General features: G+C 37.4%; 15 protein-coding genes and 1 pseudogene. 4 read left to right on the forward strand and 12 right to left on the reverse strand.

Annotation, left to right across the window (positions count from 1 at the left end):
* Positions 1-143 precede the first annotated feature (143 nt).
* Positions 144-2408: a protein translocase subunit SecDF gene (gene secDF, locus DN408_RS22885; protein ID WP_003191552.1), complete on the reverse strand. Its 2265-nt coding sequence runs from the start codon at positions 2406-2408 to the stop codon at positions 144-146.
* Positions 2409-2690: 282 nt separating this feature from the next.
* Complete coding sequence (locus DN408_RS22890; protein ID WP_002112000.1) at positions 2691-2975, reverse strand: post-transcriptional regulator; 285 nt, start codon at positions 2973-2975, stop codon at positions 2691-2693.
* A 186-nt stretch (positions 2976-3161) separates the two neighbouring features.
* Here DN408_RS22890 and spoVB point away from each other — a divergent pair, with 186 nt between their 5' ends.
* Complete coding sequence (spoVB, locus tag DN408_RS22895; RefSeq protein WP_002015313.1) at positions 3162-4721, forward strand: stage V sporulation protein B; 1560 nt, start codon at positions 3162-3164, stop codon at positions 4719-4721.
* A 29-nt stretch (positions 4722-4750) separates the two neighbouring features.
* On the opposite strand, the gene DN408_RS22900 is transcribed toward spoVB, so the two are convergent.
* Positions 4751-5407: a DUF421 domain-containing protein gene (locus tag DN408_RS22900; RefSeq protein WP_002143230.1), complete on the reverse strand. Its 657-nt coding sequence runs from the start codon at positions 5405-5407 to the stop codon at positions 4751-4753.
* Positions 5408-5510: 103 nt separating this feature from the next.
* Between DN408_RS22900 and DN408_RS22905 the strand changes: the two genes are divergently transcribed.
* A complete protein-coding gene (locus DN408_RS22905; protein ID WP_002034133.1) occupies positions 5511-5894 on the forward strand; it encodes a TIGR04086 family membrane protein in 384 nt (127 codons plus the stop codon).
* A gap of 37 nt (positions 5895-5931) precedes the next feature.
* Here the strand turns inward: DN408_RS22905 and yajC are convergent, their stop codons facing one another.
* The 6 genes from yajC to ruvA are packed head-to-tail and all read right to left on the reverse strand — an operon-like array spanning position 5932 to position 10265.
* Positions 5932-6192 (reverse strand): preprotein translocase subunit YajC, encoded by a 261-nt coding sequence (gene yajC / locus DN408_RS22910; protein ID WP_002015317.1) that lies wholly within the window; start codon positions 6190-6192, stop codon positions 5932-5934.
* Positions 6193-6219: 27 nt separating this feature from the next.
* The gene (gene tgt, locus DN408_RS22915; protein WP_002015319.1) at positions 6220-7359 is read right to left on the reverse strand and encodes a tRNA guanosine(34) transglycosylase Tgt; all 1140 of its coding nucleotides are present in this window, start codon (positions 7357-7359) and stop codon (positions 6220-6222) included.
* Positions 7360-7371: 12 nt separating this feature from the next.
* Positions 7372-8424, reverse strand: coding sequence for a tRNA preQ1(34) S-adenosylmethionine ribosyltransferase-isomerase QueA (gene queA / locus DN408_RS22920; protein WP_002167633.1), 1053 nt, complete (start codon positions 8422-8424; stop codon positions 7372-7374).
* Between the two features lie 19 nt (positions 8425-8443).
* Complete coding sequence (locus DN408_RS22925) at positions 8444-8644, reverse strand: DUF2905 domain-containing protein (RefSeq protein WP_000138161.1); 201 nt, start codon at positions 8642-8644, stop codon at positions 8444-8446.
* Entirely contained in the window at positions 8641-9642 is a 1002-nt protein-coding gene (gene ruvB / locus DN408_RS22930) for a Holliday junction branch migration DNA helicase RuvB (RefSeq protein ID WP_000344470.1), read from the reverse strand. The genes DN408_RS22925 and ruvB overlap by 4 nt, the downstream gene beginning before the upstream one ends.
* Positions 9643-9647: 5 nt before the next feature.
* The gene (ruvA, locus tag DN408_RS22935) at positions 9648-10265 is read right to left on the reverse strand and encodes a Holliday junction DNA helicase RuvA (protein ID WP_002088786.1); all 618 of its coding nucleotides are present in this window, start codon (positions 10263-10265) and stop codon (positions 9648-9650) included.
* Between the two features lie 189 nt (positions 10266-10454).
* Between ruvA and DN408_RS22940 the strand changes: the two genes are divergently transcribed.
* On the forward strand, positions 10455-11399 hold the full coding sequence (locus DN408_RS22940; RefSeq protein WP_078177931.1) for an iron-hydroxamate ABC transporter substrate-binding protein: 945 nt from the start codon (positions 10455-10457) through the stop codon (positions 11397-11399).
* Positions 11400-11409: 10 nt separating this feature from the next.
* On the opposite strand, the gene DN408_RS22945 is transcribed toward DN408_RS22940, so the two are convergent.
* Complete coding sequence (locus DN408_RS22945; protein WP_002167631.1) at positions 11410-11925, reverse strand: BofC C-terminal domain-containing protein; 516 nt, start codon at positions 11923-11925, stop codon at positions 11410-11412.
* Between the two features lie 587 nt (positions 11926-12512).
* Here DN408_RS22945 and DN408_RS22955 point away from each other — a divergent pair.
* Positions 12513-12947 carry a hypothetical protein gene (locus tag DN408_RS22955; RefSeq protein WP_002129237.1) on the forward strand — a complete coding sequence of 145 codons (435 nt, stop codon included), beginning with the start codon at positions 12513-12515 and terminating at the stop codon, positions 12945-12947.
* Positions 12948-12979: 32 nt separating this feature from the next.
* Here the strand turns inward: DN408_RS22955 and DN408_RS22960 are convergent, their stop codons facing one another.
* Together DN408_RS22960 and DN408_RS22965 are read right to left on the reverse strand one after the other, a co-directional pair.
* A complete protein-coding gene (locus DN408_RS22960; RefSeq protein WP_002034140.1) occupies positions 12980-13627 on the reverse strand; it encodes a YhcN/YlaJ family sporulation lipoprotein in 648 nt (215 codons plus the stop codon).
* Between the two features lie 180 nt (positions 13628-13807).
* Positions 13808-14178: pseudogene (locus DN408_RS22965) on the reverse strand (spore coat protein); the annotation flags it as partial.

Here is a 14178-nt window from a genome sequence, read left to right on the forward strand (position 1 = left end):
CCCCACTTATTAAAGTTTCACTTTATTTTAACAAAATCAGCGATAACATCACCACTTTATTCCATTTCATTCTTTCAAAAGTTGCTATCTTATTGTATCCACAAACGAAAAAAGAGATGCCTCATAATGAGACATCATCTTTTTTATACTTGCGGTTCAGGTTCTTCTTTCTCAACCTTCTTCTTGTTTTTGCCCTTTTTCAAACGACGGTTTTCAAGCATTAACCAAATTTGAGAAGCAACGAAAATAGAAGAGTACGTACCTACAACTAATCCAATTAATAATGCAAGTGAGAAGTTACGCAGTGATTCACTACCGAAAATAAGTAGTGTGATTACTGGGAATAACACTGTTAACACTGTATTAATTGAACGACCAATTGTTTGACGAATACTTGAGTTTACGATTTCTTCTAAATCTTTTATGTCGCGAACTCGTTTTTTCTGTTTGTATAACTCACGGTTTCTATCAAACGTAACAATCGAGTCATTGATAGAGTAACCAATAATCGTTAATACCGCAGCGATAAACGTTAAGTCTACCTCTATCTGGAAAAGACTAAATACAACAATCATAACGAATGCATCATGTAATAATGCGATTACTGCAGATACTGCGTACGTAAGACGGAAACGAATACTTACGTATAAAACGATTACTGCAGAAGCAATTAGTACTGCGATAAATGCATTTCGTGCAATCTCTTTACCGATTGTCGGCGAAACTGTACTTACATTCGGATCTGTACCGTATTTATCGTGGAAGAATGTTTTTGTTTTCGCAATTTCATCTTTCGATAGAACACCTACTGTACGAACTGCGAAACCTTTATTGTCATCTCCGGTCGGTACAATATCTTCTTCCTTCACATCGATGTTCAATTCTTTCAAATCTTTATGAACATTAGAAACAGTAGTTGCTTGTTTTGATTGCAAGTCGATACGTGTACCACTTGCAAAGTCAATACCAAGATTCATTTTGAAAATCGGTAATATAATTGCCCCAGCAATTACAACTACAATTGAGAATAAGAAAAATTTATGACCGATATTTACGAAGTTAATACGATCAAATCTCGTCGGTGGATGTACTACACCTTTTGTTAATGGAATAATATCCTTTTCCTTAACACCAAAGTAAGATAGTTTCTTATCAAAGTAACGGCTCTTTACAAGTAAACCTAGTAAGAAACGAGTACCGAATACGTTCGTAATGAAACCAACTAAAATACTTACGATTAAACTTGTTGCGAATCCTTTTACAGAGCTATTACCGTAAGCGAATAATACACCAGCTGCTGCAATTGTTGTAATGTTCGCATCTAAAATTGTCGCTAATGAACGATGGTTACCAGCACGGAATGCTGACATCATCGACTTACCAATTTTAAGCTCTTCCTTCAATCTCTCGTACGTAATGATATTCGCATCAACTGCGATACCAACCCCGAGCACTAATGCCGCAATACCCGGTAACGTAAGAACTGCATGCATCCAGTTAAAGACAAGTAATGTAACGAAAATGTATAAACCTAACATAATAACCGCTACAAGTCCTGGTAAACGGTAGAATACAAGCATGAATAAGAAGATAATAGCAATACCGATCGCACTAGCGAAAATCGTTTGCTCTAATGCTTGTTGACCAAATTTCGCTCCAACAGATGTTGAATACATTTCTTTTAAATCAACAGGAAGTGCACCTGCATTTAATAAAGATGAAAGTTCTTTCGCACTTTCAACTGTAAAGTTTCCACCTACGATAGATACTTCAGCTTGGTTAAATACTTGGCTTACTGTTGCTGCTGATAAAAACTTCGGATTTGGTTTTGCAGATTCTGCTTTATATGAATCTTTTCCTTCTTCAAAATCAAGCCAAATTACCATTAAATTCGTTGGTGGTGGCATTTTTGAAATCTTTTCAGTTACTTCACGGAATTTTTCAGCGCTTTTTAGTGTAAGACCTACGCTCGCACGGCCTTGCTCATCAAATGTTTGCTTCGCTCCGCCGCCTTTTAAATCCGTTCCGTCCATAAGAAGGTTATCATCCACATCACGGAATGTTAGTTTCGCTTGTGTTGATAACATTTCACGTGCTTTTTGCTGATCTTGTACACCAGCAAGCTGTACACGAATTCGATCTTCCCCTTCGATTTGAATGTTCGGCTCACTTACACCAAGAACATTGACACGATTTTCAAGAGCACCTACTGTACTTACAAGTGCATCACGATCGATTTTATCACCTTTTTTGGCTGGTTTTACTTCATACAGAATTTCAAAACCACCGCGAAGGTCTAGTCCTAGACTAATTCCTTTTGCTATGTCTTTTCCTGCCGCACCAATTACTCCACCAATTAATAAAACGATGAGGAAAAAGGCGGCAATTCTTGTACCACGCTTTGCCATATGTACCCTCTTTCTGCTACTAACACTTTCAATAAATCTCTTACGATTCATTTTCGCACGTGTGCATACGCCTAGTTAGTAGACTTACTTTCTATAAAATACATGTATTTCCGCTAGTTCATCACTAGCTGTGTCGGTAAGCTTTTCACAATACCTACACTATTCATTATTTATTTTTCCTCTTCACTACCTCCTTTATATATAATCTTAGACATAATTAATTCCTCTTTATCAATACCTATCATTATACTGCAAAAGGAAGAACAAACCAATTACAGTCGGTTATTTATTTTCATATTCATCAAACGACCAAAGTGGTGCTTGATATGCTTCAACAGTTAAATAATTCATATATTCATTAGTACTTACTCTTAATACATCATTTACTAATTCATATAACCTAACATCACTATCTATCTTTTTCCACTTTTTCGCCTTGAGAAACTTCCAAATATCATTATCTGTCACTCGGTCGTAACCGAACATTTGAAACTCTTCTACTTTACTTTCTAAAACGACTTGTAACTGTCCGCGGTATGATTCTACCAAAGCCTCTTTATCCAACATATATAACATCTCCTTCTTATTTCAGCACGAAAAGTCGCTTTTAATCCCGCTCTAATGGACAGTAATAACTTCTTTCAAGAGTACCATTCATACTTCACTCTCTTAAATGCTTGTCATTCTTGTCTCATACGTGCATATAAATTATTGTAAATCATTCCATTGATTTTGAGAAGGTAGGAGAAGAGTATGACGAGACAAAGCTTTTTAAAAGGCGCATTTATTTTAATGATAGCCGGTTTTATTACAAAAATCCTTGGATTTATTAACCGCATTGTAATGGCACGTATTTTAGGCGAAGAAGGCGTCGGCCTTTATATGATGGCTGTCCCCACCTTCATTTTAGCAATTACATTAACACAAATTGGCCTTCCTGTTGCAATCGCAAAATTTGTAGCAGAAGCAGAAGCAGTGAACGATAAGCAAAGAGTTAAAAAAATATTAACTGTCTCACTAGCCGTTACATCCATTATTAGTATCATTTTAACAATTGGGATTATGCTACTCACACCTATTTTAGCAAAAACATTATTAACAGATGAAAGAACTTACTATCCATTAATGGCTATTTTACCTGTCGTCCCCGTTATTGCAGTTTCTTCCGTTTTACGTGGTTATTTCCAAGGGAAACAAAACATGAAGCCGAGCGCTTACGCTCAAGTCATAGAACAAGTTGTCCGCATTACAATTATCGCTGTATGCATTCGGTTATTTTTACCTTACGGCGTAGAATATGCTGCAGCCGGTGCCATGCTATCAGCTGTTCTAGGTGAAGTTGCATCTTTATTATTTTTACTTACTTTATTCCAACGCGAAAAACATTTATCTATACGCTCTGGATTTTTCACTACTGTAAAGGAGAGCAAAAATACATTTTATTCTCTTATGGACATTGCTTTACCAACTACAGGAAGCCGTTTAATTGGTTCCGTTTCTTATTTCTTTGAACCTATCGTCGTTATGCAAAGCTTAGCGATCGCCGGCGTTGCTGCTTCTGTCGCAACTCAGCAATACGGTATATTAAACGGATATGCGTTCCCACTTCTATCACTGCCAGCCTTTATTACATATGCTCTTTCTACAGCACTCGTCCCATCAATTAGCGAGGCAATGGCAAAGAGACAACACAAATTAGTAGAACACCGATTACAACAAGCACTTCGAATTTCCTTAATAACCGGCGGATGGTCAGTCGTTATATTATATGTATTTGCTTCTCCAGTTTTAACTCTCATGTACGGATCAGACAACGCGGCCGCTTTCATCCAGCTTCTTGCACCTTGCTTTTTATTTCATTATTTTCAAAGCCCCCTTACATCTGTGTTGCAAGCTTTAAACTTAGCACGCGCTGCTATGATGAACACATTTATTGGCGCTATCGTAAAATTAATCGTTATCTTTGTACTCGCTTCACGCCCAGAGTTCCAAATGATGGGGGTTGCCCTCGCCATCGCAGCAAATATAGTAACCGTAACATTCCTTCACTACGCCACTGTTTTAAAGAAAATTGCATTTACCATTTATGCAAAAGACTATATTTTCGGCGGAATTGCTATCGGGATTGCTGGTACCTTCGGTTTTTATCTTCATAAGTATATCGTTTTTTCTCATTCACTTGGCATACAAACATTATGGGAAATCACTTTAACAACAATCGTTTATATCGTTCTCCTCTTCGTTTTCAAACTCATTCGAAAAGAAGAATTAAGTCGTCTCCCTATCATTCGGAAACTTTCATTTTTGAAGTAAGCAGGCTTGCCATTCAAAATGGTAAGCCTCTAATTTTCTTTCAAATCAACGAAAAACTGTCCATTTTGAAAACTACAATATAAAATCCGTTTCACATCTTTATAACCTAAGTTATTCAGTTTCTCAACGAGCCACCCATCTGTATGTTCGATCATTTGCAAATGATTGTATTGAATTTCTCCATCAATAATTAGTGGGAGTGTAAAAATTGGTGTATCATTTTTGCTCTTTTTACTTTTTTGTTTTTGAAAGACAGATAACTTTCCAGATGGTTCTAAAATAGCGTATTCTACATCACGCACATCTCCGATTCCTTGCTCACGTAGTTGCATCAATAAATCATCTATGTTATATCGCTGCTTCCGCATCTTTTTTTCATCAATTTTACCTGCATTCACAAGAATCGCAGGCTCCCCTTCTATTAAATGCCGAAAACGCTGAAACTTTAAAGAAATGACCGACAAAATGATTTGTATACACATAAGAAAAGTCATTGGAACTAATTGATGCCAAAGTGATTTATCTGTATTTTCGATTGCCACTACAGCCATTTCACCGAGCATAATGAATACAACTAAATCTAATACACTTAATTCTCCAATTTCACGTTTACCCATAAGACGAAAAATAATTAAAATGATTATATACAAAAGCATTGTTCGTCCGATTATTGATACCCATTCCATTTCTACATCCCCTTTTTTTACTTATAGGCTCCCCTACAAAAAAGAAACTAGTCTAACTTAAACAAAATGAAAATATGCTTGTATTAAAAAGGGGGAATGCATAATGGATGGAACGAAAAAATTATCGAGCGCAATCGGCTTCGGTATTATTACCCTATTAATCCTCGCATCTATTACAAGTATGGTCATGGCTCTTTTATTAAAATTTACGAATATTAATGAAGGGACATTAGTAATTATTATTTTTATAATAGCCCTTCTGTCTATGCTTATGTCTGGATTTATTGCTGGTAAAAAGGCACAAGGAAAAGGATGGCTAGTAGGTTTCACAACAGGCCTTACATTCGCTATTCTCGTCTTTCTCGTTAACTATTTAGGCTTCTCTCAAACTTTATCGAACTCACAGTTACTCTACCAATTAGCATTAATGGGTGCGAGTACACTCGGAGGTATTTTCGGTGTAAATATGTCAAAACAAAATAGTTAAAAAAAGGCCCTGCACATTTCATGCAGGGCCTTCATCATTAGTTTTTCACAACTTCACGAATCGCATTGCGATCGAAAGTTAAGTGTGCACCACCAGATTTAACAACAATTTTTGTTTCATCCACTGATTCGATTGTAGCGTGTAAACCACCGATTGTTACGATAGCATCACCTTTTTTGATTTCATTTTGCATTTGTGCAACTGCTTTTTGACGCTTTTGTTGCGGGCGAATTAATAAGAAATAGAAAATCGCAAACATCGCAACAATCATAACGATATTCATCATACCTGCATTCATCTTGTGTTCCTCCTTTTAAATTATGTATTAGAAGTTTTTAGCATTCGGTTTATTAAAGCCATACTGTTCAAAGAACTCTTCGCGGAAATCGCCAAGACGGTCTTCACGAATAGCTTGTCTCACCTGCTCCATTAAGTTTAACAGAAAATGAAGGTTGTGATAAGACGTTAAACGAATTCCGAACGTTTCATCACATTTCATTAAGTGACGAATGTACGCACGAGAATAGTTTTTACATGTGTAGCAATCACAGTTCGGATCAAGCGGCCCGAAGTCTCTAGCGAATTTCGCATTTTTCACAACTAAGCGGCCTTCACTTGTCATACATGTACCATTTCGAGCGATACGAGTTGGAAGTACACAGTCAAACATATCAACACCGCGAATCGCACCATCAATTAACGAGTCAGGAGAACCTACACCCATTAAGTAACGTGGTTTATCATCAGGAAGAAGTGGTGTTGTAAACTCAAGAACACGATTCATAATATCCTTCGGTTCACCAACAGATAAACCGCCGATAGCATAGCCAGGGAAGTCCATTGAAACAAGATCTTTCGCACTTTGACGACGAAGTTCTTCAAACTCCCCGCCCTGTACAATACCGAATAAACCTTGATCTTGTGGACGTTCATGCGCCTTTAGGCAACGCTCTGCCCAGCGGCTTGTACGCTCTACCGACTTTTTCATGTATTCAAAAGTCGCTGGGAACGGTGGACACTCATCAAATGCCATCATGATATCTGAACCTAATGCATTTTGGATTTCCATCGCTTTTTCTGGAGATAAGAATAATTTATCGCCATTTAAGTGATTGCGGAAATGAACACCTTCCTCTTCAATACGTCGGAAATCACTTAAGCTAAATACTTGGAATCCACCTGAATCCGTTAAGATTGCACGATCCCAGTTCATAAACTTATGCAAGCCACCTGCTTCACGAATAATTTCGTGGCCTGGACGTAGCCATAAATGATACGTATTGCTTAAAATAATGCCAGAATCCATTGCTTTTAATTCTTCTGGTGACATTGTTTTAACTGTTGCAAGTGTACCAACTGGCATAAATGTCGGTGTATCAAATGAGCCGTGTGGCGTGTGCACTCGACCTAAACGCGCACCCGTTTGTTTACAAGTTTTAATAAATTCATAACGAATTGCTGTCATAATTTACTCCTTTTATTTGTTTCTCATTTTAGCGTGAGATGCAACGAACATCGCATCACCGAAACTAAAGAAACGATATTTTTCTTTTACTGCTTCATTATAAGCATGAAGTACATTATCTCTATTTGAAAATGCACTTACAAGCATAATTAATGTTGATTTCGGCAAATGGAAGTTTGTAATTAAACCATCAATTGCTTTAAATTCATATCCTGGGTACATAAAAATATCTGTCCAGCCAGAAGCTGCGCAAAGCTTACCACTATTATCTGTCGCAATCGTTTCTAACGTACGAGTTGATGTCGTACCTACAGTAATAATACGGCCGCCATTCTCTTTCACACGGTTTAATAACGCCGCAGTCTCTTCAGACATATGGTAATACTCTGCGTGCATATGATGCTCTTCAATAGTATCTGCAGAAACTGGTCTAAAAGTTCCAAGTCCTACATGGAGTGTAATGAATGCTAACCCGACGCCTTTTTGCTTCAATTTCTCAAGTAACTCTTCTGTAAAGTGAAGGCCAGCCGTCGGTGCTGCTGCTGAACCGATTTCCTTCGCATATACCGTTTGATAACGATCGCGATCTTCTAGCGTCTCTTTAATATATGGAGGAAGTGGCATTTCTCCAAGCTCGTCTAAAATTTCATAAAAGATGCCGTCATATGAAAACTCAAGTTGACGCCCACCTTGATCTGCTGTTCCAATGCAAGTTGCTTTTAACTTTCCTTCACCAAAAGAGATGACAGTTCCTTCTTTTACACGCTTCGCTGGCTTTATAAGCGTTTCCCACTTATCGCCTTCCTCTTGTTTCAAAAGAAGCACTTCAATGTGTGCACCTGTATCTTCTTTCACACCGTGCAAGCGAGCTGGCATCACTTTCGTTTCATTTAAAACTAAGCAATCCCCCTCTTGTAAGTAAGAAAGAATGTCTGTAAAATGTTTATGCTCAATATCTCCTGTTTCACGGTCTAACACCATCAATCTTGATGTTTCACGCTCTTCAAGCGGAATTTGTGCAATGAGTTCTTCTGGTAAATGAAAATCAAACAGATTAATATCCATAACTGTATCCACCTATTTCTTATTTGAATCGATTTATTATATACATAATGAAAGATAATGCAATACTTAACACAATACATGTAATGATAGGAAAATAAAAGGTAACGTTACCTTTTTTCACAAAAATATCGCCTGGAAGCCTTCCTATGAACTTCCAAGCTAATCCAACAACAATGAGCAAAATACCAGCTGTAATAAGCAGCTTTGGCATCTCCGTCATACTTTGGGCATCTCCATTCCGAAATGCTCATATGCGAGCGGTGTTACGATCCGGCCTCTTGGCGTTCTTTGTAAAAAGCCAATTTGTAATAAATACGGCTCATACACATCTTCAATCGTATGAGATTCTTCCCCAATCGTTGCTGAAACAGTTTCTAATCCAACTGGACCACCGCGGAACTTTTCAATAATACCAAGCAGTAATTTATGGTCGATATGATCAAGTCCTAATTTATCTACTTGTAATAGTTCTAACGCCATTTGTGTAATTTCCATCGCAATCGTTCCGTCACTGCGAACTTGTGCGAAGTCACGTACACGTCGTAATAGACGATTCGCAATACGAGGTGTACCACGGGCACGTCTTGCAATTTCTAATGCAGCTAACGAATCTATTTCAACTTCAAACACTTCTGCTGTGCGTTCTACAATCGCAGAAAGCTGATCTACTGTATAGTACTCTAATCGTGAAAGTACACCGAAACGGTCACGAAGTGGTGCTGATAATGCACCTGCACGCGTCGTTGCCCCAACTAGCGTAAATGGAGGTAAATCTAGGCGTACAGAGCGAGCTGATGGTCCTTTCCCAATAACGATATCAAGGCAAAAGTCTTCCATCGCTGGGTATAGCACTTCTTCAATAGATCTATGCAAACGATGAATTTCATCAATAAATAATACATCTCCTGGCTGAAGCGCTGTTAATACAGCTGCTAAATCTCCTGGTCTTTCAATTGCGGGACCTGACGTCGTTCGAATGTTAACACCCATTTCATTGGCAATAATATTCGCAAGCGTCGTTTTACCAAGTCCAGGTGGGCCATATAAAAGTACGTGATCTAACGTTTCTTCACGCATTTTCGCCGCTTCAATAAACACTTCTAAATTATGTTTCGCTTTATCTTGGCCAATGTACTGACGGAGCGTCTGTGGCCGTAATGAATACTCTAAATCCGCATCTTCGTATCCAGATTCCCCTGAAAGGAGACGTTCGTCCATTATACTCACCTCTTACCATTTAGTAAAAGACTAAGTGCCTTTTTAATATATTGATCCGTCGTTAGTGATTCTTTTAATAACTCTGGTACAACGCGAGAGACTTCTCGTTCTGCATAGCCAAGTGCACGCAGTGCTTCCAGTGCTTCATCAAGTTCAACTGATGAACCTTTCTTCGTATCAAAACTTTCAGTATCTGAGAACAAATCAACAAACGCATCTGGTACAACATCTGCTAGTTTTCCTTTTAAATCTAAAATCATTTGGCGCGCTGTTTTCTTTCCGACGCCTGGGAACTTCACTAAGAACTTCTCATCTTCATGTTCAATCGCTTGAACGACCTGTCCGGTTTGACCAGAAGCTAAAATTGCAAGAGCACCTTTTGGTCCAATCCCCGATACACCTAACAATTTTGTAAATAATAAACGCTCTTCACGTGTTTTAAAACCGTAAAGTGCCATAATATCTTCTCTCACATAATGATATGTATAGACACGGATTTCTTGCTTACTTCTTTGAAATACATACGGATTTGGTGTGAAAATTTGATAACCAATTCCATTATGGTCAATTACGACATATTCCGGTCCTACATACTCCACGTAACCTGTAACATATTCAAACAAAATACGATCTCTCCCTCTCAAATCATGTATTCCATTTTAACATATTTAACAATAGAAAAGCGAGACTGCCCCAACAAATGTTCCCCGTTTACAATTTCCGTTTTTTTCTATTGACATAAATACAAAAAGAACATTACTATACAGGAGTCAATAATGATTATCAATATTAATTAAAGGGGTTACATCAGGATGAAACAAAAGCTATTTATTTTATTTACTATCATGCTAGTTGTTCTTTCTATCGTTGGCTGTTCTTCTCAAAAAGAAGAAGAAAAAACAAAAGAACAACCGAAAACAAAAGTTGTAAAACATGCTAAAGGGGAAGCAACAATTCCAGCTAATCCAAAGAGAATTGTTGATTTATCTGGATCAACAGAGGAATTATTAATCCTTGGACATAAACCTGTTGGCACAGCAAACACATATAAAGATAAAATCCAAAATCACTTAACGGACAAACTAGACGGTGTAAAGGCAGTCGGCTGGTACTGGGCACCTAAAGTTGACCTAGAGGCTGTTACAGCTTTAAAACCAGACTTAATTATTTTAAACAATCGTCAATTGAAAATTTATGATCAACTAGAAAAAGTGGCACCGACAGTTGTTCTAGAAACAAATCTAGAAGACTGGCGCGGTAAGTTTAAAGAAGTAGGTAAACTATTTGACGAAGAAAAGAAAGCAGACAAATGGATTGCAGATTACGATAAAAAAGCAGACTCTTTATCTAAAAAAATTAAAGAGAAAACAAAAGATGAGAACTTTATGTTCGTTGCAGTTACACCACAAAACTTCCGTGTATACGGTAGCTTCGGATACGGTGACATCATCTTTAACGACTTAAAGCTTCCAGCAACAAAAGGTACAGATTTAAAACAAACGATGGCACAAGTATCACTAGAAGGTCTTGTTGCATTCCAGCCTGATCAAATGTTTATTGTAAACTTCGGCGGAGAAGCTGATAAAGTGTACGAAGACTATAAAAACAGTGCGGTTTGGAAAGATAATAAAGCAGTAAAAAACAATCACGTATATGAAGTATCGAATGAAGCCTTCAATACGAAAGCATTCAATCCAATCGGAAAAGATATGCTAATTGATGAAATCGCAAAAGAGATTTTAGCTAAGAATAAATAAAAAAAGCAGCTCACCCTGAGCTGCTTTTTTTATTATTTTGCACTGCGTATTGCTTCATTTTTTCGATTGTCTTCACGAATCCTTCTTTTGACTTAATACGAATACCACGCTTTAGTTTTGCTCGCTCATAACTCTCAAGCTTTTTCATATCAATTTGAAAGAAGGAATGGATCGCGTTATCACTTTTCGGTACCCCTTTAAAAATTTGCAATATCCCCTCCTCTGAAACACCAAAATAACCGCTCGTTTTCAGTAAAGGAGAAATATCATCAACTTTCCTTTGTAATACGATTTGCACATCATCACGATCAACAAGTTGCCATTCTTTATATTGCTGCAAAAACTTTTCTAAATCCGCTACTTTTTCTGTCAGTATTTCCTCGCTTACTTCTCCATCAACATACATACGCTCTAATAAAATTGTAACTTCAGGTACTTTTTCTGTTATTTCTGCCCTCACATCGGATCCATAAGCTAAGCAAAACATCACAACGAAAGCTTGCACTGCAATTAGCATCCATTTCATTTCCGTTCACCTCTTCTAGGCAAAATCATACTTTCATTTGTAGCTTTTCCGGAAATGGGGGTTTTATCCATATAAACAATAGCATTAAATTTCTAAGGAAAATAAAGTGAAACTTTAATCAGTGGGGGGTTTTGTTCATCCCCCCACTGATTATTAGTTGAACCAATCGGGCTTTTACGGGCAGTTGATCTCCCACCTAACTCCCTCGCATTCGCCGAATTTTGAGGTGGGAGTCTTACTGCCCGTTAATGCGGGACAAAAAATGCAGATAAGGGTTAATCCTCATCTGCATGTATCATTTACTTTTATATAAAATGAAAGACGCCTGCAAAGCAGGCGTCTGATGCGTTTACGGCGAAAGACCAGGCGACCACATTCGCGTGTTTAGCACTTAAGCATATCTCTCGACTTACGTAAATTAGCTCATCGCTTTTCTAATATAACATTAACAAGGTAGAAGCGCAATATATTTCTAAATATATTTTTCTTCCTCTTTCAACCAATTGAAATTTATGTAAATTATAAATTGATTAATGTAATATATATATTACAATTAATACTATAAATATAAACAGGGGATGAATGCCTTGAAAAAAATTAAAGATGAACGCCTCATACTTCAAATGTTAAAAAACATACGTATTGCCTTTCTTTTTCAATCAATTGGTATAATCGGAATTTTAGGCTATATCGGATTCACAGAAGGAATGGATCAAATTACGAAATCTCCATTGTGGTTATTATTTATTCTTACAAGTATTGTACTTAGTTATTTACAGTTAAGCGTTTCTATCGATGTAGAAGAAAGCGAAAATGAAATAAAGTTAACTCCTTATTACAAAATTATTTTACGCTCTCTTATTGTAGGAATTATCATGGCTATTATTTATATCATTTTCAGTCCAGAAAGACCTCTATTTGAAGCTATTTTAACAGGTGGTATTCTCTTCATATGCTTTTTAGCGTCTTACTCCGTTAGTTATTTTATAAAAAAACGACGTTTACAAGACGACGATGAATAAAGAGGAAGGGCTATCCCTTCCTCTTTGATTTGTTATCGCATAGTACCAGTCAGACCGTAACGAATGTCTCGGAACATATTTGTTATGTCACGATTAAAATCGTTTGTAGCTGTGCCGTTACGTAAACGCGTACTCATTGCATCGACACGAGTAAACATGTCATTTCTTACAGAAACATATACGTTTCTATTTCCAACTTCATTCACAACAGCTTGACGAATTTCGTTCGCCATCGCTGTTTCATTCGTCGCTGTATTACGTGGTTTTACCGCAATCGCTACATCGTTTCCATATACAACTGTAGAAACTCGGTCTACGTTATTCATACGTTTCACACGATTCGTAATTTTCTCCGCAGTTTTACCATCATTGTTAATGTATGAATTGTTCATTGTAATATTACGAGTTGGATGTGGATTAGCAATTTGCCCATTGTAATTTACATCACGGTAATAATTATTATATCCTGTATCGTTACGACCGTTTCTATATGTTACATAATCTGTAGAACGATCGTTACGCGCTACATTATCACGATACTGGTGTGTATCATTATAAGATGTACGCTCGTAATTGTAGTTACGTCCATCCATCGCATTATTATCTTTTGGTGTACCACATGCAGCTAATGCACTGGTAACTAACAAAGAAGCAGCAATAACCTTTACTTTCGTATTCAATACAAAAACCCCCTCTGTTAGAATGAACTTCTCTTTCGAAAAGCTCCCCCTTATGATGAGTAACAGAGAGGGTTTTTACACTGTTAATATTTCACTAGGAATTTTCTAGCACTTAATGTAAATTCACCATATTCCTGACTATCACGAATACAAAAAAGGTGGGAATAACCCCACCTTTTTTTAAACTTCCTCTTCGTCCTCTTCTTCTGAAACTGGTTCTCCAAATACGTTTGGTGGGTCCGGCTGATAATACATCGTTCCTGGCTGTGGTGCATATGCTGGCTGAGTTGGTTGATAATATAAAGGATTGGCGTATTGTGGTCCACCCGGTTGCGGACTATATAACCTACTCTCTCCTCCGCATCCACAATCTTCTTCCCCTTGTACAAGTGGTGGCATATTATTATCCATTGGCATCATATTTGGATTTGGCATAGAAGTATATTGCGGTGCCATTTGTTGATACGGCATTTGATTGTATGGATTTTGTTGCTGATACTGCGGATATGGCGGCATCATTGGCTGTTGATATGGCATCATGTTCGGCATTT

The sequence above is a fragment of the Bacillus sp. AR13-1 genome (assembly GCF_008042285.1).
GTDB classification, from domain to species: domain Bacteria; phylum Bacillota; class Bacilli; order Bacillales; family Bacillaceae_G; genus Bacillus_A; species Bacillus_A mycoides.